This is a genomic window from uncultured Candidatus Kuenenia sp. (genome assembly GCF_900696675.1).
Taxonomy (GTDB): Bacteria; Planctomycetota; Brocadiia; order Brocadiales; family Brocadiaceae; genus Kuenenia; species Kuenenia stuttgartiensis_A.
Genome location: NZ_CAADGZ010000008.1, coordinates 1 through 25914 on the forward strand (window position 1 = coordinate 1; position 25914 = coordinate 25914).

Consider the following 25914-nt stretch of genomic DNA (forward strand, 5'->3'; position numbering starts at 1 on the left):
GCCGCCTTAACCTTGGACGTAAGAACAGAACTATCGACATATTCCCCTACGCTTTCACGCGTTGAGGTACCTGCACAGCCTGGACTGCCGGCAATCCACCCAACCAAAAAAAGTACTGCAAAAAAACACTTGATCAAATTTGTTTTATCCATAATTTCTCCTCATGATAACAATATAAAGAACTTCGCTGAAATGATGGGTGTAATGCCTTCCCTTACCCTCCAGCGGTATAATGGTATCAACGTCTATCCGACCTCATCCGCGGCTTCAAAGGTGTGACGACGCATGATACGCGCCACACTCTTACTTCCCCATGACTTTCTTGACCTGGCCGATCTTTTCCTGAACTTTACCGGCTCTCTTTTCGTCTTTGCCTTCGGCTTCCAACCCGGGATTCTCACTGACTTTCCCGGCTATCTCCTTGATCTTGCCCTTCACTTTGTGAAACTTGCCTTCTACCTGGTCATTCGTACTGGATTTCATGGTATTCCTCCTTTTGTTTTCGGTTTGACTGCTGGCACTCTGCCCCCAGTCTTCCCCGTAATTAAACTGCTGGCTATGCAAAAATTCTCTTCCCCGGACACACGTCAATCTTCCGGCCAGGATCCCTTCGCCAATCCTACTCAGTCGCACGATCGTCCGATCTTCGGGTAAATCTCCTCCATCCCTTTCGGGTGAAAAACGGCGTGGAACATCATTTCATAAGGCTCTCTGAGAAGGCACATCGCTCCCAGGATCACCTTAAAACGTTCCGACTTCAGGTGGGCCATAAGGTTCTTCCGGGTATCCCATTCTTCAAGAAGAAAGAGTCGATTTTCATCCTCGATACTCTGGTAGAAGTCGCAGCTCTCGCATCCCTTCTCCATCCTTATGAAACCGGATAGTGACGCGATCGTCTGTGACAACTCCAGGCGCTTCTCTGAAAGGACATTCATTCGTATGCTTAAGAGGATCATAAGGATACTACTGGCAAATGGTCTGCCAATAGCCGATGGAAAATATGAAGTGTGGATTAATCCTTTAATAACAAGGGGGTTAGGTTAATAGTAGAGGACGGCAGAAAAGTATGAAATGATTCGTTTAGCCTCAATATTTGGCGGGACATCAACATGTTGAGGGATACCTTGTGGAGAGGTGGACAATCTAATTGGGTTCTTTTGTCTCCGGTCGGACTATCCCGAGTTTATGCATCCTCGCTCTTAAGGTACTCGGGTGGATGTCCAGAATCGTTGCGGCCCCGTCCTTTCCCTCGATGCGCCATCTGGTTTCAGAAAGGATTTTAAGAATTTGGTCTCGCTCCGTCTCTTCCAATGTCCTCACGGTGGATGAAAATGCGGGTGATGAAATCTCCAGTTTATCTGCAAGTTGCAAAACCGGCCCGGGGCACAAGATCACGGCTCGCTCAATGATGCTCTCCAGCTCCCGGACGTTCCCGGGCCATGGATAATCCTGCAGCGCCTTCATCGTCTCCTTCTGGATCGACGTGATCTGTTTGCCCAATTTCCTGGAGTATTGCTCTACGAAGGCGTGTACCATCAGTGGGATGTCTTCTTTCCGCTGCCGCAGTGGTGGGACAGTGATGGGGAAGACGTTGAGCCGATAGTAAAGGTCCTGCCGGAAACGGCCATTGCGGATCTCTTCCTCAAGGTTTCGATTGGTCGTTGCCACTATCCGTACATCAACTTTGATGGTATGGGGCGACCCCAGGCGCTCAAACTCGTTATGCTGAATCACCCGGAGTAGCTTTGCCTGCAACTCCAGCGGCAGCTCCCCGATCTCGTCCAGGCAAAGGGTGGAACCATTGGCGACCTCGAACCGGCCGATCCGCCGGGTATCAGCCCCGGTAAATGCCCCCTTCTCCCGACCGAATAATTCGCTCTCAATTAAATTGCCCGGCAGGGCAGCACAGTTGACCGTGATCATGGGGCGTTCCTTGCGGGGGCTCATGTCATGGATGGCGAAAGCGATCAACTCCTTCCCCGTACCGGTCTCACCAAGGATGAGGACAGTTGCGTTCGTGGGGGCAACTTGTTCCGCACGATAGAGAACATACTTGAGACTATCGCTTTGCCCAAGAATTTGGGCAAAGTGATGTCTCCTTTTGTTCTCGTGACGTAAGTAAATATTCTCGGCCTCGAGTCGGTCTTTCAATGTTTTTATTTCAGAAAGAGCCGTCCGAAGTTCGAGAGTCCGCCCCTCCACCTGCTGTTCGAGTTTGTCATGATCTTTTTGCCGTGCGTCTTCCATCTTCCTGCGCTCGGTGATGTCCACCATTACGACAACAATACCGATGGCACCTTTATGAGTAATAAGTAGGTTTGCGCTCAACAGAAAGGAATAAGTCTCGTTGTCCCCATGCTTGAAATTGACCTCAACCGCGTGAAGGAATTTCCCACTCATTGCAGAGAGAAGGATAAAGGGCGTCCCGTCTGGATAGAGGAGGTGAAATGCCTCGTCAAACACCTGCAAGAGTGGGCTTCTACCAAAGAGCCTACTGGTCGACTGACTTGCACGGAGTATACGGCCATGGGGGTCACAGAGAACAAATATTTCCGCAGCTTGATTGAGGATTTGAGTTGTCAGTTTTTCCTCCGCCAACATATCTTCATTGCGCTTTTGTTCCGTCAGGTCGGTAACCACCATGCACACCACAGCGGGCATATCTGTGTGCTGAAGGGTGCTTATGGAAAGTAAGGCAGGTGCAGCGTTTTCACCTCCGGTCTGTAAGGCCAGTTCCGCCTTACTGTTCCCCTTTAAACCCCGCTCAACCAATGCCTCAAATAATTGGCGGTCTGTTGATGAAATGTATTGGTAGATTGAAGATCCCATTACTTTTCCCAGAGATCTTTGGACGATATCTGCAAAACGTTGGTTACAGAAAAGGATCGTGCCGTCGGAGGCCAGAGTGACGGCCCCTTCGTTCATGGTTTCGACCATGACTCTGTAAGGATGCTCGGCGCCCGATAGTGTAAAGACCCGCTCTCCTTCCGCCGTTGAGACAACCAGTCCATCCACCTCACCGCCCCGGATAGCGTGCAGAGTTTCCTCCGCTTCCATCATCCGCGACGTAAGTTCCTGCAACTCATCCAAAAGTTGTTGTCTTGTTATATACGATTTGCTCATTGGTTCGTACTCATGAATTCTTTGGGTTCCAGACCGATGCCAGCAAGAAGCCTTTCCGTATCCGACATGTCGCCGATAAATCTCCGGAATGGCAGGGGGAGTTTTTTGATGAGCGTTGGGGTGGCGATAATCTGCTCTTCCTTGGCCAGATTGGGCTGCTGGTAGATGTCTATCACGTTGAGTTCGTAGCGGCCTGCCAGGTATGTCTCGCAGAGTTTCCGGACATTGGCGATTGCCCGGGTTGACTTTGGGGTCATCCCTGTAATATACAGCCTAAAAACGTGCTTTGCCTGGCCTAACTTCGCCGCTACTTTTTCGAATTTCTCAGTGCTCGTTTTACCTCTGTTCCTCTCCATCGCTGTTACTCCAAAATTGATACTTCGACGTTGCCAAGCCCCGGCCTTCAGGACGGGGTAAAAAATGCTGATTCGTATCAACCCTGAGCAAACCCCGGGCTTGAGACCGGGGATAGTCAAAAGGTTGATTTTATCATCCGGAGACAGAACGAATGTCTAGTCCCACCAGCACGCGCTCTGTGTTAGCCAGATCTCCGATAATCTTTTTAAGCGGTTCAGGGAGCTTCCTTACCAGTGTCGGTATGGCAATAATCTGGTCACCTTTAGCAAGCAGAGGATTCTTTAAAAGGTCTATCACTTCAATGCAGTATTTCCCCGCAAGGTGCTCTTCGCATATCTTCGTTAAATTAGCAAAGGCCGTAATCGATTTCGGGGTCTGACCGGCTACATATAACCGGAGATTCCAGGTTTCTTCTGTCGGATCGGTCTTTGCTTTCTTCCCCTTTCTTGGTGAGACAGCCTTCACCTTACCTTCCTTTCTCTCTTTTTTTTAGAGCGCTTCGCCGGACTGCTGAATGTCCCCTCCTTGCGAAGATGCGCCATTTCTAAACGATCTTCTGCCAGAACAGCTTGTCTTTTTCGCTCTCCTTCCGCCATCAAATGCAACTCTTCAGATTCCGCATCAAACTCGGCACGGAGGGCTGCGATTTTTGCTTCCAGGACATTCCTCTTGCACTCCTGCTCGCGGAACCTGCGATCCGCCTCATGCCGGCGTGCCAACTCAGCGGCCTTTTCCCTGGCTTCCTGGGAGGCCCTGGCACTGCCGGTTAATACCTCGCCAAGACCGGTATAGATATCGACAAGGTCAATGCCCTGGTTCGTGAGCAGGAACTCCTGAATCTGGTTGGAGTGGGCCATGCCGCGTGACTTCAAAATGTAGATGCCCCGGTTGCGTTCACCATTGAGTTCGATATCCCGGAGGAGAAGCCATGTATCGATCAGAGAGGATATCTCCTCGCTTGTGTGTTCAAGGCTGCCTCCAAAATGGGTGAGGTCGGTAAGGAAAGTAGATATCTTTTTCATTTTCAAATAGTCGATCAGGCGCGTTAATATAGATTTAACCTCCGATGCTTTTCCCGCAGCGCTCAGGTTGCTGATCGGGTCTACAATGAAAACCTGGGGATTGAACTCATTGATCACCTTGTGGAAAGTGACAAGATGCATCTCAAGGCCGTAAAGCGAAGGCCGGGCTGAATGAAACTTGAGAAGCCCCTTCTTCACCCACCGGGCGAGATTCATGCCGATTGAACCCATGTTCCTGATGATCTGGCTGGGCGATTCCTCGAAAGCAAAATAGAGACAGCGCTCACCTCGCCGGCAAGCGGCATCGGCAAAGGCAGCAGACAAACTTGTTTTGCCTGTACCCGCTGTACCTGATACGAGGATGGTACTGCCCCGGTAGTACCCCTTCCCGTCAAGCATGGCATCCAACTTGGGGATGCCAGTGGAGATGCGCTCCGTGGAAACGGGGTAGTCGAGCCCCAGGGAAGTGATTGGCAGGATAGAAACGCCGCTCTCGTCTATCAGGAAAGGATACTCATCGGAACCGTGAGACGAGCCGCGGTACTTTACAATACGCAGGCGACGGGTAGAAATTTGCTCCTCGATGCGAAAGTCGAGGAAGATCACGCAATCGGCGACGTATTCTTCGAGCCCGTAACGTGTCAGCATCTTGTCGCCGCTTTCCCCCGTGACGATGGCCGTCACACCGCGCTCTTTCAACCAGTGAAAAAGCCGGCGAAGCTCTGCCCGAATGATAGCGGCATTAGACAACCCGGAGAAAAGCGCTTCTATGGTATCCAGGACAACCCGCTTCGCGCCGATGGAATCAATGGCGCTGCCCAGGCGGATGAACAATCCTTTCAGGTCGTATTCACCCGTCTCTTCAACCTCACTTCGCTCGATTTTGACGTGGTCCGTTGCGATGAGACCACGCGACATCATGTCCGGGAGATCAAAACCGAGTGAGACAAAGTTCTTCGCGAGATCCTCCGGCGTCTCCTCGAAGCTCATGAAGACCCCGGGTTCTCCGTAATCCCTGACGCCTCGCATGAGAAACTCCATGGCGAAAAGTGTTTTGCCGGAACCCGCACCGCCGCAGATCAGGGTTGTCCTGCCTCTCGGAAGCCCTCCCTTCGTGATCTCATCGAGACCCCTGATGCCCGTCGGGCATTTTTCAAGAACAGCAACATCATGTTTTGCCTTAACCATCGTAACCTCCCAGCGCCTTTCTTAATCTGAAGTAATGCCTATAAGCAGGTAGGCTCTGCCTTTTTTACAAGCCCGTCTTTTACTGGATTTCGTTCTATGTATCTTATCACCGCCCATAAGTATGGCATTTTTTCTATTATCGTGGAATAAAAGCGATTCTGCCATAGCCTGCCGCTTCTTTTATATTTGTGGTTTATGTATTGTGTGTATACCAGATTTGTCCCGCCTATCCCTCTGGCAAGGGATTCTTCTTGTTCAGGCGTCACAAGTATATGGATGTGGTTTGTCATAGACAGGATGCCCAAATATCCAAACCCAATTTTTTACTATAGCAACGGAGGATCTTTAGATAAAACGCCTTATCTTCGTCACCAAAAAAGACGTCTCCCCCATTGTTTCCATGCTGGGTGATATGGTGCGGATAATTTACAGCGCATACTCTTGCTATTTTTTTTGGCATACAGGGCATACAGAGAAAAAAATCACACCTTAACGTGCATATCGAAAAATATGGGAAGCGCCCCTCCAATCTCCAATAAATATCTCATCAATAATTAAGTATGGTGTCCCCTGAATAAATATGTATGTATGACATATGTCGCCAGGGGCAGTGAGTCAAATCCTGGCAAGCACAACATTAGAGTCTTTAGTAAGCCCATTTACAATATTACGAAAAACCACATCCAATGAACGTTTGTTTGATACGGAAATAGCGATAGATTGGAAGAATTCCAGATTCATATTTTTAATAAACCTTTATTTATCCGAAAACAATGCATTTCCCACACTATCGTTAATACTCCAAAAATACACCGGTTGTTCAATTGGATTATAATATTTTGGATTTGTTTGAACGTCAATTTATTTATGCTTATTAAATCCCGTAAATAATAACGAATTATCGTAAGCACCTACGTACCATGAAGGGCGTTGTTTGTAGTCGTATAAGCCGTAATTTGCCTAAACAAAAGGATATACGGATTTTTGATGCCATTGGCACAACGATTGTTATTTAAAAATATAGATTAAGTAATTTTTTAGACAACTCTATTTCTATTTGTAAAAATCAATTAAGAAGGAGGGGGGGAAATAATTTTGAATAGAATATAAGACTTTAAGAAAATTATGGTAACACTTTAGTTCTATGAAAAAAAAACGCTCGTTCCCAAGCTCCGGCTTTGGAATGCATTTGTTTGAGAAACTCCGGTTTCTCGCCTGTTTGCTGATAGATAGGGAATGAAATCACAGGGTTAAGACAGTTTGTAATTTGTCAAGTCAGACCCTCACTGGAAACAAAGTTTCCAGTGCAACTCGTTCCCAAACTGGAGTTTGGGAACGAGTTGCACTCTGATCTCTGGTAGTTTAATAAATTACGCTGAATAGTTACGATAACATACTGAAAAGTACAAGCTGACATGGGCCCATTCTCTTTTCCATTCGAAGCTGGAGCTTCTCAAACAATCCCGTTCCCAAGCCGGAGCTTGGGAACGAGCGTTTTTTTTATGACATTATTTACATTAACAAAACAAATTGTATCAGGAGAGATTGCGATGAAGAAACACGTTTTATGAATAACAGCTTTGTACTTTATAACACTTACATTTACCAATGTTTTTGCTGCAAACGGTATCAAAGGTGATTGTGGTTTCGGAACAAAGGCATATAAATATGCCTTAATAGAAGGGGAAGTTACTTCTATAGATCCCGACAAAAAAAATGTTAACTGTCAATGGTTTTGACAAAATTTATCCTGCCTTTAAAAAAGACATTTAATGTGAGAATATCAGGTTCATTTATTGTGGGTCTTAGCACAAAAAAACCGGGAATACTCCCCCTTTCGAATATGGATATGTGATATGGGAAGTGTCCCTCCAATTTTGTTTGATATTAATTTTATTTTGTGTTATCTTTACGCCCTTGTTGTGCCAAGCACCATATACTTTTACTTTTGCTTGTGAAACCTATGCCATCATTCATGCCTGGTCTCTTTCCTTCAAAGGTTGCATGCCGTTTTTTATGTTGACTACGTTTTGAACATCATCTGCAAGGTGTGCGTCTTGATTAAGACGTAAATCTGCCTGATTATAACAAAATAATAAAAAAATATTTTATTGCCACGCTTTGCTTGTTCGTATCCAGCGACGTCAGTGTTTGGTTTGTCACATGTTTCATTTACGGGAGAAATAGTTCTACATGCTAAAAAACTGGAAAAGAGAGTGGTTTTCAAACGTACGGGGTGACCTGCTTGCCGGTATTGTTGTAGCGCTTGCCCTTATCCCAGAGGCAATTGCATTCTCAATTATTGCCGGAGTTGACCCAAAGGTTGGTTTGTACGCCTCATTCTGTATTTCTGTGATCATTTCCTTTGCAGGCGGCCGTACCGGTATGATCTCAGCGGCAACGGGTGCAATGGCGCTGCTCATGGTCACTCTGGTTAAAGAACATGGTCTGGAATACCTTCTTGCGGCAACGCTATTGACGGGCGCCCTCCAAATCATCGCCGGATTTCTCAGATTAGGGAACCTGATGCGTTTTGTGTCAAGTTCCGTAGTAAAGGGCTTCGTCAATGCCCTTGCTATTATGATTTTCATGGCGCAGTTGCCTGAACTTATGCATGTTAATTGGTATGTATATTCATTGGCGGCTGGCGGTTTGTGTATTATCTATCTGTTCCCTTATATACCCGTTTTGGGTAAAATACTGCCTTCTCCCCTTATTTGTATTGTAGCGCTGACTGCAGTATCTGTCGGTATGGGACTGGATGTCCGTACTGTTGGAGATATGGGCAAGCTTCCCGATACGCTCCCCATATTCTTATTGCCGGAAGTCCCGCTGACGTTTGAGACACTGACCATTATTTTCCCATACTCCTTTGCGCTAATGGTCGTGGGTTTGCTGGAATCTATGATGACGGCCACTATTGTTGATGATTTAACCGATTCAAAAAGTGATAAAAACCGGGAGTGCAAGGGGCAGGGCATTGCCAATATCGGAGCAGGGTTGATGGGAGGAATGGCAGGTTGCGCCATGATTGGACAGTCTATTATCGCTATAAAATCGGGCGGACGCGGGCGTCTCGTAGCTTTTGCGGCGGGGGTGTTTTTGTTAAGCATGGTTGTCTTTGCTGGAACATGGGTAAAGCAAATCCCAATGGCCGCCCTGGTGGCAGTAATGATCATGGTATCTATCGGGACATTTTCATGGGGCTCTATCCGAAGCCTGAAAAAAAATCCGCTGTCGTCCAGTATTGTAATGGTATCCACGGTTGCGGCGGTGGTTGCAACACATAATCTTGCTATCGGCGTGCTCATCGGCGTTTTATTGTCGTCATTGTTTTTTGCTAACAAAATCAGTCGCATTTTTGTGGTAAAAAGTCATATCAGCAAAGCTTTGCCATGGCGTATTTATAAAGTAATAGGTCAGGTATTTTACGCTTCAGCGGATAGGTTTACCAACTCATTTGACTTTAAGGAAGCGCTGGAACGTGTTACCATTGATTTGTCTGAAGCGCATTTTTGGGATGTTACATCAGTTTACGCACTGGACAAAGTTGTAATTAAATTCAGACGTGAGGGAGTACATGTTGAAATTATTGGCATGAATGAAGCAAGCGCCACGATTGTAGATCAATTCGGAGTGCATGATAAACCCGAAGAAGTCGAGAAATTGCTTGCCGGTCACTAAGGAGAATAACGATGACAAATATCATAACCTGTATTGGCCGCTTCCACGTCTCCGCAGCAGTATGTGATGCCGGGGCGTGGGCCAGCCAGCGCTTAAACGCACATTTGAAATTGCTTCATGTACTCGATAAGTCTGAATATCCCATCAAGAGAGACCTCACCGGAAAAATCGGACTAGGCAGCCAGGAGCATTTACTTGACGAACTAACCGTGCTGGAAGAAAAGCATAGTAAATTGGCGAGAGAGCACGGAAAATACATGCTGGAAGCCGCTGAGCGCCGTGTCAGAGAAGACGGAGCAAAAGATATTTCCACACTTCAGCGACACGGTAGTCTTGTAGAAACCCTGATGGAGCTTGAGGACGAGACGAGACTCCTGGTTATGGGACGCCGGAGTGCGGAACACGACAACACCGCTCACCCGATTGGCAGTAATCTTGAGAATGTGATACGCACGATACACAAACCTATTCTGATTGTACTATCAAAATTCTCCCATCCAAACTGCTTCATGATAGCCTTTGATGGCAGCCCGACCGCCCAAAAAGCGCTTGATATGGTGGCCGGAAGCCCGTTGCTGAAAGGCCTGCCCTGTCATCTGATTATGGTATGCAGTGGTACAGATGAGCGGAAAGCGCAACTGGAATCCGCATTTGACAAGCTGGTTTCGGCTGGTTTTGACGTGACTCAAAAGACGCTCGAAGGCAAGGTACAGGCGGCGCTTGGTACCTATCAGAAAGAAAATCAAATTGACCTGATGGTAATGGGGGCATATGGACATTCACGTATCAGGCAGTTTCTGACCGGAAGCAATACAACCGCTATGCTGCGTACCAGCGATATCCCTCTGTTGCTGCTGAGATAACTGCCCATATTTTATCCCTGCTTAAGCCGGCATAGCCAGAACCAAACAAGCACGAGATAAAAAATGCGAAGCACAAGACACGAAGGTAAAAATATCATGCGGCCCGAAATGCTTTTAAAACAATTTCAAAAAATGAAAATAGCACATCAACATCAAGAACACAAAAAGGCCGCTACACCAATTGCTGTTAATAGCAGGCAACAAGTCCATGCACACCAATAACAAGGCAACATTAATCCTGGAATTTGCAAAATATCCACAACCTGGCCGTGTTAAAACGCGTTTAGCTGCAAAACTGGGGGACGAAAAGGCATGTCGTATTTACGATTATATGGCTCAAAAAACCCATTATGAACTACTCACCTTGCAGGGTCAAGGCAGTGCAAAGGTGATTGTGTACGGAAACGGTGCAGGCCGGAGGCCGATTTCCCGCTGGCTGAAGGACTCATATGATGTATGGCTGCAACCGCAGGGCGATCTTGGCCAGAAATTGAAATACGCATTTCTTAGGGCATTCAAAAATGGATTTCAGGCAGTTCTTGCCGTGGGTACGGACTGCCCAGACTTGACGGCCGAAAAGATACAGGATGCAATCGAACAACTCATGCACGCGGACGTTGTAATAATACCATCAGTGGACGGCGGATACGTTTTGATTGGCGCCCGTTCGATACAAACATGCCTGTTTGAAAATATTGCATGGAGTTCTAATCTGGTACTTGAACAAACCGTAAGGCATGCACATGAGAATAATCTGTCAATAGCGCAGTTAAAACCGGAGATTGACGTTGATACCCTGGACGATTTGAAAAAGGTTGCATGTAAGGCAATGCCCGCGGTATCTATCATTATCCCAGTACTCAACGACAAATATCATCTGGAAAAAACCCTCGTAACGCTATCCTGCATGAATACTCTGGGGGAGTTTGAAATTATAATAGTTGACGGCGGTTCAACTGATGGTTCTGACAACGTTGCAATTGATTTTAATGCAAGGCTGCTGAGAAGCACACCGGGACGCGCCAGACAGATGAATCTCGGCGTAAGTAATGCCCGCGGACGCTGGTGCTGGTTTCTCCATGCAGATTGCCAGCCTTGCCCGGAAGTAATGGCAAATTTACCATCATATTTACTTTCCACGCGACTTGTATGGGGATTTTTTCGACAACGGATAACAGACCCCTCTCCCTGGTACCGACTGATAGAAATGGGAAACAGGCTGCGTGGCCGGATATTAGGACTCCCTTATGGCGATCAGGGGATTATAGTTCGAAAGGACATATTCCATAAGTGCGGCGGTTTTGCAGAAACGCCCTTTTTAGAAGATGTTGTTTTATCACGCACCCTATCAAAGATATGCCGCCCAAAAGTGGCACCAGGTGTGATAAAGATGCCACCACGCCACTGGAAACCGCTTGGCCCTTTCATTGCAACTATCAGGAATATGTCTACTGTATTTCGGTTATTAATGCTTAAGCAGTCTCCGGCAGATTTGCTAAAGCGCTTTCAGCAGTGGAGAAAAGAATGAATTTGAGCGAATATGTTTTGCAACACGAGATGGTCATTCGAATAGAATTTTTTTTCGGGATCTTATTGATCATGGCATTGTGGGAACGTTTAGCTCCCAGACGAAGGGCTGACATCTCAAAATTAATACGTTGGATTAATAATCTTGGCGTAGTGTTTCTTAGCAGCTTCCTGTTACGCCTGATATTTCCAGGGGCTGCTGTGGGTATGGCAGTATTTGCCGGAGAACATGGCTGGGGACTATTTCATTATTTCTCAGTACCATACGGTTTGGCGGTTATAGTATCGGTGGTTGCTATGGACTTTGTTATTTACCTGCAACATGTAATATTCCATGCCATTCCTGTTTTATGGAGGATACACCGCATGCACCATGCAGATTTGGATTTTGACGTCACCACCGGCATACGATTTCATCCTTTTGAGATTATTCTATCCATGTTGATTAAGTTTGGAGCGATTGCGGTGATAGGCGTGCCTGTATTCGCGGTAGTGTTATTCGAGGTGCTACTGAATGCGACATCCATGTTCAATCACGGCAACGTTCGTATCATGAGCCGTTTAGATCGTGTATTGCGCTGGATTGTTGTAACGCCGGAAATGCATCGGGTTCACCATTCGTCACGCTATGATGAAACCAACTCTAATTTCGGTTTTAACCTGCCGTTGTGGGATCGATTTCTGGGCACATACCGCGATCAGCCTCGTATGGGACACGAAGGCATGACCATTGGCCTCGAAAATTTCCGGGATACAAAACACTGTGTAATACTGACAGGTATGCTGGCAATCCCATTTATCGGCAAGTTATCCGGCTACACAATTAATCGCCGGAAATAGGGGATCAAACCAATGAAGGCACCCAACGACATTCTCTTTCTAAGGAGAACAGGGTTTTAACTGCGGTTGCTTGCAGCAAGCGCTGCAGCGCCCCGATGGTGAAATTTTTGGATGGTACTCATGAAATATCAGCATACCGTATCGGCGATGCATCTTTACTGGTAACACTCCGCTTTAGTTTTTTTGAAAACGTAAAACTGCTCATTCCCAAGCTCCAGCTTGGTAACGAGCAGTTTTTTTCACAGAACTAAAGTGTTACGAATGCTCTAACTGTAAGTATATTAGTGGTGGGCGCTGTAATTGCTTTTGTATATTTCAGCATGGCGGTCGGCTTCACTATGCATGCCCTGTGAACGATAGAGTTCCTCAAGCACTTTGTGTACATCGTAAAATTCGGGATCAACTTCAAGCGCTTTATTAAGGAAGGATTCGGCGCTTTTAGCATCCCCTTTTTCTATGTAAACAAGTCCGATCAAATAGAGAAAACTTGATATTTCTTCAGTATTTTCCAATGCGTTTTGCCACACAGCAATAGCGTCTTCCAGCTTTCCTAATTTTGTGTAGGCAATCCCAAGGTTATAATGGAATTCTGTTCTCTTAGGATTGATCTTAATGGCCTTTAACCACTCAGCAATCGCCTCCTCAAATTGCCCGTTTTTCGCATAGAGAATGCCCAAATTATACCGGGATTCAACAAGGTCCGGATTTATCGCAACAGCTCTGTTAAAGAGTCTGATCGCCTCATCCGGCCCTCCCTTATGAACATGTACAAGACCTAACCCCTCATAGGCTTCTGCGTTGTTGATATTTATGGCAAGCGCCTTTTCAAATGCGGTGATTGCTTCGTCAGATTTTGCCTTCTTATTTAATACTTTGCCTAGACCTACTAAGGCTTCCTCGGAAGAAGGATTTAGTTCCGTTGCCTTTTTGTATGCGTCCACCGCTTCGTCAAGCATCCCTTTTTTATCAGAAAGAACGGCTAAATTGTAATACACAGCCGGGTCGTTCGGGTTCGCTTCAACAGCCGCTTTTGCCGCTTCTATCTCTTTGTCCGGTCTTGAGGTACCGTGCATGCCCTGTACTTTTCCACCATGCATCGAACTCTCTTTTTGCTGAACGGCTGACGTTAAATCCTTTTCTTCTTTTCCACAACCGATAAAGTGAAAAAGAAATACATGCATCAGGATGAGACAGGTAATATGTTTGATTCTATGTATCATAAATCGTCCTTTTCTTTTGTTATGATGTTGTTTAATAAGTATAATTCAGAAGTACAGACTGGTCAAACAGGCAACTGTTGCCTGCTTCCCGATAATTGTTCCCCGTTTTAATGTAAAAACAGTAATAAGTAGAGATAGGAAATGAAACAGGTATTTTGTGAGGATTGTTCCCTATTTTTGAGACAACAAAATTCATTTGGCCCGGTCTGAGGAGTTTGTGAATAAGCATTGGTCGTTTACTGAAAGATAATTTTCAAAAAGTCATATCTTCGTCATTCATTATATAACGTAACAAACATTCGTCAATCCGAAATTATGGACATGCGGGAAAAATCAGTTATGGAAGAACATCGCGGCCTTGCAAGGGAGTTAAACTTCTTTGATGTTGTTTGCATGGGGTTTAATTGTGTTGTTGGCGCCGGCATTTTTTTGCTGGCGGGGCAACTTGATAGTTTGGTCGGTATTGGTGCTTTATTGGTCTTTCCCCTATGTGGCCTGCTTTGCTTCGCCGTTGCACTGTGCTTTGCGGAAATGGGAAGTATGTATGATAAAACAGGCGGGGCGTATCTTTATACCAAAGACGTCTTTGGACCATTTGCGGGGTTTTTGGTGGGCTGGATAATGTGGCTTGCCTCTATCATTGGCTGGGCGTCGGTTGCCAGTGGTTTCGGACTCTATTGCAACTATTTTCTGCCAAAAGATCAGCAATGGCTGAGTAAGGTTATTATAACGACGCTTGTGATCGGATTAAGCATAACAAATTACTGCGGGGTAAAGCCTGGCGCAAGAAGTATAAATTTTTTTTCTATAGGAAAATTCACGGCGCTCTTCATTTTTATTGTGGCCGGAATGTTTTTTGTAAAAAGAGAAAATTTTGGACAATTGCACAGCAGCGGAAGTTTTAGTATGGCAACTACGCTGGCGCTCTATGCGTACACGGGATTTGAGTTTCTGGTTGTGCCGGCGGGAGAAATGAAGAATCCTCAAAAACATATCCCGCGTGTAATTATGGTGGTATTCATGATGGTGACTGCCCTGTATGCTCTCATACAATATGTTGCAATGGGGACATATCCTGATTTGGCAGGGTCAGACAAGCCACTGGCAGACGCAGCCTTTTATTTTCTGGGACCTGCAGGGGGGATCATTATTGGTATTGGGGCATTGCTCTCTATTGGTGGAGTGAATGCGGGCATTGCGCTCACCAGCCCGCGAAGCCTTTATGTACTGTCCGCAGACGGATTCTTTCCGCCCGTCTTTGCCAAAATACACCCAAAGTACCACACGCCCTATTTGGCAATAGCGGTAAACACGGTGCTGACGTTATTACTTGGGCTGACAGGGAGTTTTCGCTACTTAATAGCCGCGAGTGTGTTGGTAAGCATATTACAATACGTTCCCACCTGCCTGGCAGTTATTGCACTGAGACGAAAAAGACCCGACCGGAAACGGGGATATAAGATTCCGGGCGGATACGGTATTCCCGTCCTGGCGCTGATTATTTGTGGATGGCTGCTTTGCCATGTGGAGCTGAAAATAATCGGCGCAACGGCTTTGGCAATAGCGGTATCACTGCCGTTTTATTTCAGGGGCAGGTTTTTCCGGAAGAACCCCTGTCCGTACAAAAAGCAACCCTGAAATTTTTGCCTACATAGTGCCGTCAAAAATATTTTCTAACGATTACGATGAAAGATTTTATGGAAATCAGATCAGATAAATCCACAAAAAGGCCTGGATAACAATAATGGCCACGATGCTAAGAAAATATCTCTTTTTGAATAAAGACCTTGAAGGGCGCAGAACGGATGGTTCCGTTTCGGGAAGGTCAAGCCCGTCATACATCGTATCCTCTGACCATCCGGTATTTTCATCTGACCCGCATTCCTGGCAAGCAAGCGCCTTTCGCGGCGTCTGCGACCCGCAATTTGGACAAAAGAAGTATCCATGCATTTTTTCAGACATTATCGTAGGCTTTTTATATCGTGTTCAGGGCAAAATAGCAAAACACCTCTGCGATCGTTCGACTGATCTCACGACGAAGTCTCGGCGTTCTCTGCTGTAACGCTTAACTGTTATGTTTATTTTATCTCAATGGCTTTTTTCAGAACTACTGTAGAGCGGGGAACATCGCTATGTCCCTCTTTTTTTGTGGTAGGCATTTGTTCAATAGCATCAACCACTTCCATGCCTTTTATCACTTTTCCAAAGACACAATATCCCCACCCTGTTGCAGTTTGGCCCTTAAAATCAAGAAAACCATTATCCACCGTATTAATGAAAAACTGTGCAGTGGCAGAGTGCGGGTCCATCGTACGGGCCATTGCTACGGTACCCCTCAAATTTTTGAGTCCGTTATACGCCTCATTTTTAACGGGATCCAGTGTGGTTTTCTTACTCATACCTTCGGTCATACCCCCGCCCTGTATCATAAATCCCTTTATTACACGATGAAAGATTGTGCCGTTGTAAAAACCATCCCGGACATATTTGAGAAAATTTTCTACCGTCTCCGGGGCTTTTTCGGGATAAAGCTCTAGAACTATTTCTCCCTGATTGGTTTCGAGCAAAACTTTCGGATAAACCGTATTTGCCCGGGCATTTTGTATGAAGCAGGTTATTGCAATGGCAGCACAAATAAGTATTGTTTTCAAATCATTCTCCTCTCACTCAAGATGTTATTCAGAATAAATACATTATCACAATTTTTCAAAAAACGAACCTGTTACCGGCGTTTATTCTTTCAACCAGTATGCCAACTCATTTGTGACTTGTTCGTGGTCTCCGATATTGAGTTCAATCATTTTTCTCAAATGTGTTATGGTGTCAATATCTTCGCTTACAAATTTAAAACCAAAGTGGCCTGAATGAATATGGACAGGTTTTGCTTCAAAATTTAAATTAACATTCGACGAAGGAAGGTGGATTATTATTTCACATTTCTCACCTTTTATGAGGGGAATATTTTCTTTAAATTGCAGCAATGCGCCCTTCAGAGAGATGTCAAGCAGCTCTCCTCTGTATGTTTTGTCCTGATATTTTAATTGCGTATGCGCCACAAAATTAATGCGGCTGAAATGTCTTTTACCATCCATTGCTATTTCCTACCCTGAAAAATGTTTCAAACCATCCATACCTGTTTAACCGGTGGAAAAAAGAATAACACCATTAAATATTTTGTCAAAAAGCACGCACTGACGAATAGAAGTGTGCAAATAAATAACTTTCAAGGTACTACATCGCAAAGGCTGCAAATAAAGCCTCTATAGATATCCCTGCAATAGTGCTGTCTTTATATTTTTCTTCAATTTTTCGTCGTCCGTCCTGCAAATGTTTTGAATTCAGCCCAAGATCATTTGCCGTATACGCCTCTAAATACGCCGACAGGTCATCGGCAATCTTGATAAATTCTCCATCTATCGGGGCATAACCATCGCTATTGTATTTCTCATTTATCTTTTCGGTGGTAACATGCTTCACTCTTCCCTTTATTTTAATCTTGCTTTCATACTCATTCCGGGTGAAATATTTTATCTCCTCAAACCATCCCTCTTCTAACAATGGAGAGATCTCTTTTTCTGCCAACTCTTCTTCGATTTTACTGATGGCCTCCGGCATACCTTCCACAGACCTTTTAATCGGGGATAATATGTCCCTTGTCATTGCTTCAGGCAGATCATGAAACAACGCGCTGAAAAAATTATTATATAATCTTTTAGAACAGGCATTTACCTCTCTTGCAAAAAGATAACAAAATATTGCCACCAAAAGCATGTGTCCCAGTACGGATGTTTTTGGCAACCGGGGCGTTTGGCTCCATCGTATTTGAAACCGTAACTGTCCGCAGAGATCAACAAAGTTTAATATTTTCCCTTTGCAAATAATCTTTCGCATCCCGGCAAGATCCAGGAAGGGTTCCAGATCGTTTTTTAAAACCCTTTCAATTTCTTCTATTTTATAACCGGAAGGATGTACCTTCTGAATTATCTGAAATTCCCAGAAACTCGAATAAATATGAGACGCCTCCAATATTTTTTTTGTTAAATCATCGCCCTTGTTTGTATCAAACAAATAGTGCTTTAGTTCGGCATTCATTTCTTTTGGCAGTCCTTCAAACATTGGTTTGAGTTGTTCATAAACCCATTTGTTGAGCTGCCGGAAGACGTCCGGGTGTAGTTTTTTGATTTTCCTGTATATCGGAGATTTTATATCGGAGATAACAATGCGCCGTAATAGTTCAAATATCCCCCCCGTTATTATGGTATCCCAGTTAACCTGCCGCCCTTTTTCTTCTTCATACTTACCAAGACAATAAGCGATGATCATTTTATGCGCATGTTTATCCATCTCCGTTAACTCTACAGGACGTATCATATCGTTCCATCTCTGCATGGAAAAGGCTTCAAATAATTGTAGCGCCAGCTCACGCCTCAGCACCTTTTTAGTCTCCCGTTATATGCACGTAGAACCGTCAAAACGATAGAAAACACGTATAAAATGTTCCTCTCAGTGTTTAATAACCTTAATAAATGCATCTTCCCTTAAGTCGAGAATATATTTTTTCTTTAATCTTCCAATCTCTTCACGGTACAACTTCTTATATATTTCATCCTGCACGTCTTCAAATTTTTTTACTACTTCCGGTCTGATGAGTTCCACTTTGAAAATATGATATCCGACAGGAGACTCTGTTATCTTGCTGTACTCATTATCCTTCAGACTATTAACAACATCCCGGAGTTCTTTCCTCAACCCTTGTATCTCGTCAAAACTCCATTCGCCTCCTTTTTCAGCGTTGGGGCCTTCTGAATATGACCGTGCTACTGATGAAAAATCTTCCCCTGTGGAAAGAAGCGTCATGATTTTTTCAGCAAAGGCATATGTCTTTGCTTTGTCATTGTCGTGTGTGGAAAATTTGATCATTATGTGCCGCAGTTTTATTTCTTTTTTCTGGCAGAATTCATCCATGTTTTCCATATAATAGCGTCTTAATAGCTTTGGCGGGACTTTTACCTTATTATTAACGTTTTCTTTGATTATTTTATCAATCATAATATCTTCTTTAAGCTCAGTTTTCCTTTCTATAGGATTTATTCCCTGAGACTCTGCTATTTCATAGAACTTTGATAAGGAACCAACATTTTCGACGGCGCCTTTCAAAAAATAATCCAGTTCTTTCTGAACCTCATCCATCATTGATATATCCGTACCAAATACCTTCTGCGCTTCTTTCACCAACAGTTTCCTGTCTATTAATTCTTCAAGGGTATATTCCAGAATTTTCTCAATATTTTTTGCGAATTCCTCCTCGCTATATTTACTCCTTGCCTCCCTTATGGCTGCTGCCGAACGTTTAATGACTTCATCCTGGGTTATTATCGCCTCATCAACGACCGCCCGAATAAACCCAAGATTGTTTTTGTTCAGGACATCTTCTCCGCAAAACAGGTATGAACAGGAAAGCATTACCGGAAATAACAAGGCATAATAAATGTATTTTCTTAACATGTATTTCTCTTTTGTAAATTTTTTTCCGCAAATAAAACAGAAACCAAAACACTCGCCTTCTTTTTTCAGGGCCTTAATTATCGTAACTATTCATCGTAAACGATACACGGCTCGTTCCCAAACATATACTTCACTATGTTCAGTACAAGGTTTGGTAACGAGTTGCGCTCTGATCTCCGGTAGTTTAATAAATTACGCTGAATAGTTACTAATTATCTTTCTATCTCATAAGATTTTATCAGTAATTGCAAGTGATTCAAACAATTTAATTTTGCTATACGCTAATTTATGTCAGGGACGGTCAAAACCCAGCACTCCAGATATGTGGAAATTCGTAACACTTTAGTTTTTTGATAAAATCTACTAACGTTTATACCCGACTTGCCCTGTTCGGAAGTGTATTAGCTTGACATTAACTATTTCATTTTCTATAATCCTTTAAATGCTTGATATTTAAGGGATTCTGATTATTTTTGTTAATTTTTTCGATAGGAAAATTTTTTGCTATGGGATCAAATACCTGTCTTGTTGGTTTGCAGTGGGGTGATGAAGGGAAAGGCAAGATTATAGATATACTTACTGAATCGTTTGATATCATTGTTCGTTATCAGGGCGGTAGCAATGCCGGGCATACGATTGTTATTGATGGTGAAAAATTTGTATTACATCTTATTCCTTCCGGCATCCTCAGAAAAAACAAAAGTTGCGTCATAGGCAATGGAGTCGTCCTTGATCCCCTCCAGTTACTCCAGGAAATCGATGAGTTACGGGGAAAAAATATAGCGATCGGCGGGAATCTGCATATCAGCGAGTTGGCACATCTTGTGTTTCCCTATCATAAAAAATTGGATGAATATTCAGAAGGTGAAAAGGGGGGAGAGAAAATAGGCACAACCCGAAGGGGGATTGGTCCCTGCTATGCGGATAAAATGGCACGAAGCGGAATCAGGGTATCGGATCTTTTTTGCCCGGAATATTTTAAACAAAGATTAAAACAGGTCGTAGATGAAAAAAACAGGATTTTCGTACATTTGCATGGCGCAGATGAATTGTCATGGGAGGCGATTTATGACGAATACCTTGGCTATGCGGAACGCATAAAACCGTTTGTTTGTCAAACGATTGAGTTTATGGATAAAGCAATAAAGGCAAAAAAGAGAATCCTGTTTGAAGGAGCGCAGGGTGCATTGCTTGATGTAGATTTTGGGACATATCCCTTTGTAACGTCTTCAACCGTCGTTGCAAGCGGCGCCGCTTCAGGCGCAGGTATTTCCCCCAGGCATATTCATAAGGTTCTGGGGGTAATGAAAGCCTATACTACAAGAGTAGGTAATGGTCCGTTCCCTACAGAGTTAACGGATAAAACAGGTGAACATTTGAGGGAAAAGGGCGGCGAATACGGTGCTACTACGGGAAGACCAAGGCGCTGTGGGTGGTTTGACGCGGTATCCGCTAAGCATTCGATAATGGTAAATGGCGCGGATAGCGTTGTTATGACTAAATTGGATGTATTGGATAACCAGAAAACAATAAAGATTTGTGTGGGGTATAAAATAGACGGCAAAGAGCATAAATACTTTCCCGCTGATTTGGTTGCAAGGAAAGAATATGAGCCTATTTATGAGGAATTGCCTGGCTGGCAGGAAGATACCTCCAAAATGCGTAATGTAAAAGACATTCCGTCCCGGACGTCAGATTACATAAAAAGACTTGAAAAGATTTTAGACGTGAAAATTGAAATGCTTTCTGTTGGCCCGGATCGTGGACAAATAATCAATTTAGTATGAAGAAAAACGGATCACTGCCTGAGCATATTGCAATTATCATGGATGGAAATGGCCGGTGGGCGCGGCAAAAGAAATTGTTACGGATTAAGGGACACGAGACGGGCGCCAAAGCTGTTCGTGAGATTACACGTGAGTGTGCAAAAAAACATATAAAACAGCTTACGCTGTATGCCTTTTCTCAGGAAAACTGGAAGAGGCCTAAAAGGGAAATAGATTTATTAATGAAACTCCTTAAGAATTTCCTTATTGGCGAACGGGAAGAAATCCAGAAAAACAATATCCGCCTGACAGCCATCGGCAGAATCAAAGAATTACCGGAATTTGTCCAGAGGGAACTCTCGGTTTCAATAGAAGAGAGCAAGATGAATACCGGAATGGTTCTTTGCCTTGCGCTAAATTATGGAGGGCGGACAGAAATAATCGATGCGACAAAAAAAATTGTTGCGGAATTGAAAAAGGGGAAACTGAAGATAGATGAAATTACAGAAGAGTCTTTTAAAAAATATTTATACATGCCCAATATGCCAGATCCGGATTTGCTGATAAGAACCGGCGGAGAAATGCGCATTAGTAATTTTTTATTATGGGAAATATCTTATGCGGAGCTGTGGGTAACAGACACGTATTGGCCTGATTTTAAAAAGCCACACCTTGAGGAAGCTCTTTTAGCATATGCGAACAGAGAGCGCAGATACGGGGGTTTAAAAGAGTGAGCACGCTTAAAACAAGGGTAACGCTTGGTGTAATTTTATTTGCGGTGTTTTTTGGAGTAATGAGCCTTGACGTCATGTTTTCCACAGACATTGGGTTCGGCTGTATTGCAATGGTTGCGGCAGGGATGGGATTGTATGAGTTTTACACTATTGCGGGTAAATGCGGATTTCGTCCATTTCGCGTAGCCGGCATCGGCATCGGGATATGGCTGTTTGTAAGCTATTGGGTATCCATACATGGGGACGCCGGCGCAGAGTCCCAATTTTTCAGAAAAGACATTGTTCTCGTACTCATTTTTTTGCTATTGCTCCTACAGGCGGCCACACGCGGCGCAAAAGATGCGATTAAAAATATTTCCGTAACGGTCTTTGGCATTTTTTATGTTCCTTTTCTGCTTGGTTTTGCGATTGCTTTACGCCATTTTCCCAATGGAACATGTGTGGTGATAATGGCCCTGTTGGTTTCAAAATTTGGAGACATTGGCGGGTATTTGTTGGGCAGGAAGTATGGAAAGCATAAGCTTGCAAGGAGTATAAGCCCCAATAAAACGGTTGAAGGGGCTTGCTTCTCTGTTATAAGTAGCATTTTAGTAGCAGTGATATTTAATAGTATTCCGCAAACCAGGGTAATCAGCCTGCCATGGTCGGTTTTATTTGGAGCAGTTGTGGGTTCTTTCGCTATTTTAGGCGACCTGGCAGAGTCATTGATAAAAAGAGATGCGAATGTTAAGGACTCGGGGAATCTGGTGCCCTCCTTTGGCGGCGTATTGGATATTATTGATTGTTTGCTGGTAAGTCTGCCGGTGACATATTATTTTTTACTTTTTTTTAAGTTAATCTAAGCATGAATCAAGGAGTTGAAACACAAAAATACGTTGCAATAAAGGAAAATATACAGGAATTTTTACCCGCTAAAGATGCAATAATCCTTGAAAATGATGATGAAGCGTCCCTTTTATATGGAAACCATGATAAAAATTTGCGCCTGATAAGGGATGCTTTTCGGGTAAAATTAGTAGCACGTAACGGGGTATTGAAGATGGCGGGCGAAAAAGAGGGTGTCGAAGCAGCTAGAACGTCCTTAATTAAATTGCTTGAAATAATTAGATTCACGGGGAATCTGGGAGTGAAGGACGTGGAGCAGACCATTATGGATGTACAAAATTATGATGAAGGGGCACCCGCACAAGCAATCAATCTTTTCCAAAAAGAGATGTTCACAAGGCCCAAGACAGAGGGGCAGGCAAATTATATTGCGGCCATCAGAAACAATGATCTTGTTTTTTGCATTGGACCTGCCGGAACAGGAAAGACCTACCTGGCGGTGGCGATGGCGCTTTCTTTTCTCAAAAGCGGAGACGTAAAAAGGATTGTGCTTGCAAGGCCTGCGGTAGAGGCAGGAGAAAAACTTGGATATCTGCCGGGAGATATCAAAGACAAGGTAAGTCCTTATTTGCGGCCGCTGTATGACGCTTTAGCGGATATGATGGACGTCGGGCAGGTGAAAAAATATCTGGACAGCGATCTGATAGAGATCCTGCCGCTTGCATATATGCGCGGGAGAACCTTAAACAGCGCCTTTATTATTCTGGATGAGGCGCAAAATTGTACGGTAAAGCAGATGAAGACATTTTTAACAAGGCTTGGTACGAAATCAAAGGTTGTCGTTACCGGGGATATCACACAAGTTGATTTGCCGGGCGGGGAGTTATCGGGTTTGATTGATGCCCAGGAAAGATTTATGAATGTAGACAATATAGCATTCGTATATCTTGCCAAATCCGATATTGTCCGCCATAAGCTGGTTCGGGATATTGTTGCGGCATATGAATTATAGTATTTATAAGGTAAAAAATCTTTTTGGTTGCGGCTATGCTGCGCTATGATAGAAGAAAAAGGTTCTCATGAAGCTGGAAGTTGTAAACCGGCAGAAATCCTATGCTATCGATGAAAAACGCATAGTAAAATTGATAAAAAGGGTGTTAAAAAGTGAAAACAAAGACGCCAGCCTTAGCATTGTCGTCACTGATAACAAGGAAATAAGGAGATTAAACAAAGCTTTTCTGGGGCATGATTATGCAACGGATGTTTTGAGTTTTATTTATGATGCATCGGAAAATCATGTCGCTGGAGAAATCATTGTATCCGCAGAGATGGCATATAAAGTTGCAAAGGAACATTGCCATGATGCGGAAGGAGAAATAGCCCTGTATCTCATACATGGCTTGCTGCATTTAATTGGTTATAATGATAAAAAAAAAGGTGATGCAAAAGTCATGCATCGGAGGGAAAAGGAATTATTGTCAAAGCTTGGGTACAATATTTCTGTCCCGGATTAATTAACATACCATAATATGTCCATCTTAAAAACAGATGCAATTACCTTGGGAAGGACAGATTATAGCGATTCAAGCCAAATCATCATTTTCTATACCAGGGATTACGGGAAGATAAATACCATTGCAAAAGGCTTCAAGCGCTCTTCAGGCAAGTACAACTCAAAAGCAATCGATCTTTTAACGCACTACCGGATTCTCTTTATTAAAAAGGAACATTCTACCCTCCATACCCTCACCGATGCGGTATTGCAAAACAACTATCCCGCATTCCGGCATGACCTTGATAAGTATTTCAGGGCTTCCTGTATGGCAGAACTTGTCAACGAATTTACAGAAAAAAACGACCCCAACGAGCCGCTTTTTGATTTATTTCTTAATACGCTAAATCACATTGCCACTGACACAAACACCACAATATGGTTATTGGCCTTTGAGTTAAAAATGCTAAACATTTTGGGATACTTACCGGAATGGGAGCATTGCATTCATTGTAAAAAGAAAATACCCCACCATGAGATGGTTACTTTTAATGCAGTGGAAGGCGGCGCGAGATGTGTGGGGTGCCCTGGAGAATTGAAAAACGGAATGCTGATTTCTGCAGGCGCTATGTTTATTGCAGGTAGGTTGGCGAACCTTAATTTGCATCGGTTGGAACGTGTCCGGGTACAATTATCTATTTGTGTTGAAATAGAAAAGGTGCTGAGATATTATATTGTTTCGTTGTTGAAAAAAGAGTTAAACTCGTGGAAATATGTTAACTTTTCCCCGCAAGAAGGCATAAAAATATGAAATTGCGCTCAGGTTTTTTTCCAATAATAGTGCTTGCTGTTACATTTTTAATATCAACGGCGTCTTACGGAAAATGGGTCTGGAACAAAGATACCGGGTGGATGCAGCCGCCGACTGGCGACGTCGGATCGCCGGAACAGCGCTATAAAAATGCACTGTTCATGCTGGTGGAACAAAAATATGTTAGCGCCATAAAAGAGTTTAAACTAATTATTGACGGTTATCCGGACTCAGCGTATGCGGAGCTTTCTCAGATAAACATAGGATGGGCCTATTATCTCAATGGAGATTATAACCGGGCATTAAAGGCATATGATACGGTTTTGAGGGAATATCCGGGAACAAAGAGGACAAAAGAGGTGCATGAGAAGGTGTTTCAGGTAGGTATTGCGCAAATGGAGATGGATGAGAATGCCGCGATAAGGGTATTTGAAAAGATTATTGAAAATCACCCGATGGGACCTATTGCCCCTGAATCGCAAATTAAAATAGCAGATTGCTATTTCAAGCTGGGATATTATGAAGATGCGGTGGATGCCTATAAGAAATTTATGGAAAGCTATCCAAGAAATGAATGGATTCCCTATGTGCAGTATCAAATACCACTTTCAAAATTTTACTTCGAAAAACAGCAGGAGCGCAACTATGGTTTGCTTGTATCCGCAAGGGAAGGTTTTGAGGAATATCTCGTAACAAATCCCCATGGGGTGTATGTTGAAGACGCCAGCAGAATGATAGAAGAAATAAGGGTTATTGAAGCAAGGCGTGAGTTTGAAATTGGCGAGTTTTATTTGAGGAGAAAAACCCCGTCTTCCGCGTCAATTTATTTTAAATATGTTATAAAAGATTTTCCTGATACTATTTGGGCGGAAAGGGCTATGGAAAGATTGGAATTTCTCAGGATGATTGAAGCGATAAAATAACCCTATGAGAAAAAGATAAAATATTATGCCAAGG

Annotated in this window: 27 protein-coding genes; 14 read left to right on the forward strand and 13 right to left on the reverse strand. The window is 43.9% G+C overall.

The window, feature by feature from the left end; translation table 11 throughout:
• A partial coding sequence (locus tag QZT26_RS02535; protein WP_295100373.1) for a hypothetical protein occupies nt 1-279 on the forward strand: 279 nt, incomplete at its 5' end.
• Nucleotides 280-303: 24 nt separating this feature from the next.
• On the opposite strand, the gene QZT26_RS02540 is transcribed toward QZT26_RS02535, so the two are convergent.
• From QZT26_RS02540 to QZT26_RS02570, 7 genes are all read right to left on the reverse strand, one after another.
• Complete coding sequence (locus QZT26_RS02540) at nt 304-483, reverse strand: CsbD family protein (RefSeq protein ID WP_099326992.1); 180 nt, start codon at nt 481-483, stop codon at nt 304-306.
• A gap of 140 nt (nt 484-623) precedes the next feature.
• Nucleotides 624-935 carry an antibiotic biosynthesis monooxygenase family protein gene (locus QZT26_RS02545; RefSeq protein ID WP_295100377.1) on the reverse strand — a complete coding sequence of 104 codons (312 nt, stop codon included), beginning with the start codon at nt 933-935 and terminating at the stop codon, nt 624-626.
• Nucleotides 936-1143: 208 nt separating this feature from the next.
• On the reverse strand, nt 1144-3060 hold the full coding sequence (locus tag QZT26_RS02550; RefSeq protein WP_295100379.1) for a sigma 54-interacting transcriptional regulator: 1917 nt from the start codon (nt 3058-3060) through the stop codon (nt 1144-1146).
• A gap of 59 nt (nt 3061-3119) precedes the next feature.
• Complete coding sequence (locus tag QZT26_RS02555) at nt 3120-3479, reverse strand: circadian clock KaiB family protein (protein WP_295100381.1); 360 nt, start codon at nt 3477-3479, stop codon at nt 3120-3122.
• A gap of 133 nt (nt 3480-3612) precedes the next feature.
• Complete coding sequence (locus QZT26_RS02560) at nt 3613-3945, reverse strand: circadian clock KaiB family protein (RefSeq protein WP_295100382.1); 333 nt, start codon at nt 3943-3945, stop codon at nt 3613-3615.
• Nucleotides 3942-5690 (reverse strand): circadian clock protein KaiC, encoded by a 1749-nt coding sequence (gene kaiC / locus QZT26_RS02565; protein WP_295100384.1) that lies wholly within the window; start codon nt 5688-5690, stop codon nt 3942-3944. Before kaiC ends, QZT26_RS02560 begins: the two co-directional genes overlap by 4 nt.
• Before the next feature lie 38 nt (nt 5691-5728).
• A complete protein-coding gene (locus tag QZT26_RS02570; RefSeq protein WP_295100386.1) occupies nt 5729-5980 on the reverse strand; it encodes a transposase in 252 nt (83 codons plus the stop codon).
• 1903 nt (nt 5981-7883) lie between these two features.
• Between QZT26_RS02570 and QZT26_RS02575 the strand changes: the two genes are divergently transcribed.
• The 5 genes from QZT26_RS02575 (at nt 7884) to QZT26_RS02595 (ending at nt 12855) form a co-directional block, all read left to right on the forward strand.
• Nucleotides 7884-9374 carry a SulP family inorganic anion transporter gene (locus QZT26_RS02575; protein ID WP_295100388.1) on the forward strand — a complete coding sequence of 497 codons (1491 nt, stop codon included), beginning with the start codon at nt 7884-7886 and terminating at the stop codon, nt 9372-9374.
• An 11-nt stretch (nt 9375-9385) separates the two neighbouring features.
• Entirely contained in the window at nt 9386-10237 is an 852-nt protein-coding gene (locus QZT26_RS02580; protein ID WP_295100390.1) for a universal stress protein, read from the forward strand.
• Between the two features lie 208 nt (nt 10238-10445).
• A complete protein-coding gene (locus QZT26_RS02585) occupies nt 10446-11765 on the forward strand; it encodes a TIGR04282 family arsenosugar biosynthesis glycosyltransferase (protein ID WP_295100391.1) in 1320 nt (439 codons plus the stop codon).
• On the forward strand, nt 11762-12604 hold the full coding sequence (locus QZT26_RS02590) for a sterol desaturase family protein (protein ID WP_295100393.1): 843 nt from the start codon (nt 11762-11764) through the stop codon (nt 12602-12604). The genes QZT26_RS02585 and QZT26_RS02590 overlap by 4 nt, the downstream gene beginning before the upstream one ends.
• Nucleotides 12605-12699: 95 nt before the next feature.
• Nucleotides 12700-12855 (forward strand): hypothetical protein, encoded by a 156-nt coding sequence (locus QZT26_RS02595; protein ID WP_157820413.1) that lies wholly within the window; start codon nt 12700-12702, stop codon nt 12853-12855.
• 30 nt (nt 12856-12885) lie between these two features.
• Here QZT26_RS02595 and QZT26_RS02600 read toward each other — a convergent pair whose 3' ends face one another.
• Nucleotides 12886-13824: a tetratricopeptide repeat protein gene (locus tag QZT26_RS02600; protein ID WP_099324495.1), complete on the reverse strand. Its 939-nt coding sequence runs from the start codon at nt 13822-13824 to the stop codon at nt 12886-12888.
• Nucleotides 13825-14163: 339 nt separating this feature from the next.
• Between QZT26_RS02600 and QZT26_RS02605 the strand changes: the two genes are divergently transcribed.
• A complete protein-coding gene (locus tag QZT26_RS02605) occupies nt 14164-15462 on the forward strand; it encodes an amino acid permease (RefSeq protein WP_295100397.1) in 1299 nt (432 codons plus the stop codon).
• Nucleotides 15463-15528: 66 nt separating this feature from the next.
• Here QZT26_RS02605 and QZT26_RS02610 read toward each other — a convergent pair whose 3' ends face one another.
• The 5 genes from QZT26_RS02610 to QZT26_RS02630 form a co-directional block, all read right to left on the reverse strand.
• Complete coding sequence (locus QZT26_RS02610; protein ID WP_295100398.1) at nt 15529-15786, reverse strand: hypothetical protein; 258 nt, start codon at nt 15784-15786, stop codon at nt 15529-15531.
• A gap of 116 nt (nt 15787-15902) precedes the next feature.
• A complete protein-coding gene (locus QZT26_RS02615) occupies nt 15903-16475 on the reverse strand; it encodes a peptidylprolyl isomerase (protein WP_169703559.1) in 573 nt (190 codons plus the stop codon).
• An 81-nt stretch (nt 16476-16556) separates the two neighbouring features.
• On the reverse strand, nt 16557-16916 hold the full coding sequence (locus QZT26_RS02620; RefSeq protein WP_099324492.1) for a PilZ domain-containing protein: 360 nt from the start codon (nt 16914-16916) through the stop codon (nt 16557-16559).
• A gap of 139 nt (nt 16917-17055) precedes the next feature.
• Complete coding sequence (locus QZT26_RS02625; RefSeq protein ID WP_099324491.1) at nt 17056-18258, reverse strand: HD domain-containing protein; 1203 nt, start codon at nt 18256-18258, stop codon at nt 17056-17058.
• Nucleotides 18259-18327: 69 nt separating this feature from the next.
• Nucleotides 18328-19329, reverse strand: coding sequence for a peptidylprolyl isomerase (locus QZT26_RS02630; RefSeq protein ID WP_099324490.1), 1002 nt, complete (start codon nt 19327-19329; stop codon nt 18328-18330).
• 506 nt (nt 19330-19835) lie between these two features.
• Here QZT26_RS02630 and QZT26_RS02635 point away from each other — a divergent pair.
• From QZT26_RS02635 to bamD, 7 genes are all read left to right on the forward strand, one after another.
• Complete coding sequence (locus QZT26_RS02635) at nt 19836-21116, forward strand: adenylosuccinate synthase (protein ID WP_164994586.1); 1281 nt, start codon at nt 19836-19838, stop codon at nt 21114-21116.
• Complete coding sequence (locus QZT26_RS02640; RefSeq protein ID WP_099324488.1) at nt 21113-21829, forward strand: isoprenyl transferase; 717 nt, start codon at nt 21113-21115, stop codon at nt 21827-21829. The genes QZT26_RS02635 and QZT26_RS02640 overlap by 4 nt, the downstream gene beginning before the upstream one ends.
• Complete coding sequence (locus tag QZT26_RS02645) at nt 21826-22671, forward strand: phosphatidate cytidylyltransferase (protein ID WP_295100401.1); 846 nt, start codon at nt 21826-21828, stop codon at nt 22669-22671. Before QZT26_RS02640 ends, QZT26_RS02645 begins: the two co-directional genes overlap by 4 nt.
• Before the next feature lie 2 nt (nt 22672-22673).
• Complete coding sequence (locus tag QZT26_RS02650; protein ID WP_099324486.1) at nt 22674-23666, forward strand: PhoH family protein; 993 nt, start codon at nt 22674-22676, stop codon at nt 23664-23666.
• 67 nt (nt 23667-23733) lie between these two features.
• Nucleotides 23734-24168 carry an rRNA maturation RNase YbeY gene (ybeY, locus tag QZT26_RS02655; RefSeq protein WP_099324485.1) on the forward strand — a complete coding sequence of 145 codons (435 nt, stop codon included), beginning with the start codon at nt 23734-23736 and terminating at the stop codon, nt 24166-24168.
• A 15-nt stretch (nt 24169-24183) separates the two neighbouring features.
• Nucleotides 24184-24957, forward strand: a complete 774-nt coding sequence (gene recO, locus QZT26_RS02660; protein WP_099324484.1) for a DNA repair protein RecO — start codon at nt 24184-24186, stop codon at nt 24955-24957.
• Entirely contained in the window at nt 24954-25880 is a 927-nt protein-coding gene (bamD, locus tag QZT26_RS02665; RefSeq protein ID WP_164994583.1) for an outer membrane protein assembly factor BamD, read from the forward strand. Before recO ends, bamD begins: the two co-directional genes overlap by 4 nt.
• The last annotated feature ends 34 nt before the right edge of the window (nt 25881-25914 follow it).

Coding starts and splice junctions, on each gene's coding strand:
- QZT26_RS02540 (WP_099326992.1), bottom strand. CDS start 483: ATGAAATCCAGTACGAATGACCAGGTAGAAGGCAAGTTTCACAAAGTG.
- QZT26_RS02545 (WP_295100377.1), bottom strand. CDS start 935: ATGAATGTCCTTTCAGAGAAGCGCCTGGAGTTGTCACAGACGATCGCG.
- QZT26_RS02550 (WP_295100379.1), bottom strand. CDS start 3,060: ATGATGGAAGCGGAGGAAACTCTGCACGCTATCCGGGGCGGTGAGGTG.
- QZT26_RS02555 (WP_295100381.1), bottom strand. CDS start 3,479: ATGGAGAGGAACAGAGGTAAAACGAGCACTGAGAAATTCGAAAAAGTA.
- kaiC (WP_295100384.1), bottom strand. CDS start 5,690: ATGGTTAAGGCAAAACATGATGTTGCTGTTCTTGAAAAATGCCCGACG.
- QZT26_RS02570 (WP_295100386.1), bottom strand. CDS start 5,980: ATGACAAACCACATCCATATACTTGTGACGCCTGAACAAGAAGAATCC.
- QZT26_RS02575 (WP_295100388.1), top strand. CDS start 7,884: ATGCTAAAAAACTGGAAAAGAGAGTGGTTTTCAAACGTACGGGGTGAC.
- QZT26_RS02580 (WP_295100390.1), top strand. CDS start 9,386: ATGACAAATATCATAACCTGTATTGGCCGCTTCCACGTCTCCGCAGCA.
- QZT26_RS02585 (WP_295100391.1), top strand. CDS start 10,446: ATGCACACCAATAACAAGGCAACATTAATCCTGGAATTTGCAAAATAT.
- QZT26_RS02590 (WP_295100393.1), top strand. CDS start 11,762: ATGAATTTGAGCGAATATGTTTTGCAACACGAGATGGTCATTCGAATA.
- QZT26_RS02595 (WP_157820413.1), top strand. CDS start 12,700: ATGGTGAAATTTTTGGATGGTACTCATGAAATATCAGCATACCGTATC.
- QZT26_RS02600 (WP_099324495.1), bottom strand. CDS start 13,824: ATGATACATAGAATCAAACATATTACCTGTCTCATCCTGATGCATGTA.
- QZT26_RS02605 (WP_295100397.1), top strand. CDS start 14,164: ATGGAAGAACATCGCGGCCTTGCAAGGGAGTTAAACTTCTTTGATGTT.
- QZT26_RS02610 (WP_295100398.1), bottom strand. CDS start 15,786: ATGTCTGAAAAAATGCATGGATACTTCTTTTGTCCAAATTGCGGGTCG.
- QZT26_RS02620 (WP_099324492.1), bottom strand. CDS start 16,916: ATGGATGGTAAAAGACATTTCAGCCGCATTAATTTTGTGGCGCATACG.
- QZT26_RS02630 (WP_099324490.1), bottom strand. CDS start 19,329: ATGTTAAGAAAATACATTTATTATGCCTTGTTATTTCCGGTAATGCTT.
- QZT26_RS02635 (WP_164994586.1), top strand. CDS start 19,836: ATGGGATCAAATACCTGTCTTGTTGGTTTGCAGTGGGGTGATGAAGGG.
- QZT26_RS02640 (WP_099324488.1), top strand. CDS start 21,113: ATGAAGAAAAACGGATCACTGCCTGAGCATATTGCAATTATCATGGAT.
- QZT26_RS02650 (WP_099324486.1), top strand. CDS start 22,674: ATGAATCAAGGAGTTGAAACACAAAAATACGTTGCAATAAAGGAAAAT.
- ybeY (WP_099324485.1), top strand. CDS start 23,734: ATGAAGCTGGAAGTTGTAAACCGGCAGAAATCCTATGCTATCGATGAA.
- recO (WP_099324484.1), top strand. CDS start 24,184: ATGTCCATCTTAAAAACAGATGCAATTACCTTGGGAAGGACAGATTAT.
- bamD (WP_164994583.1), top strand. CDS start 24,954: ATGAAATTGCGCTCAGGTTTTTTTCCAATAATAGTGCTTGCTGTTACA.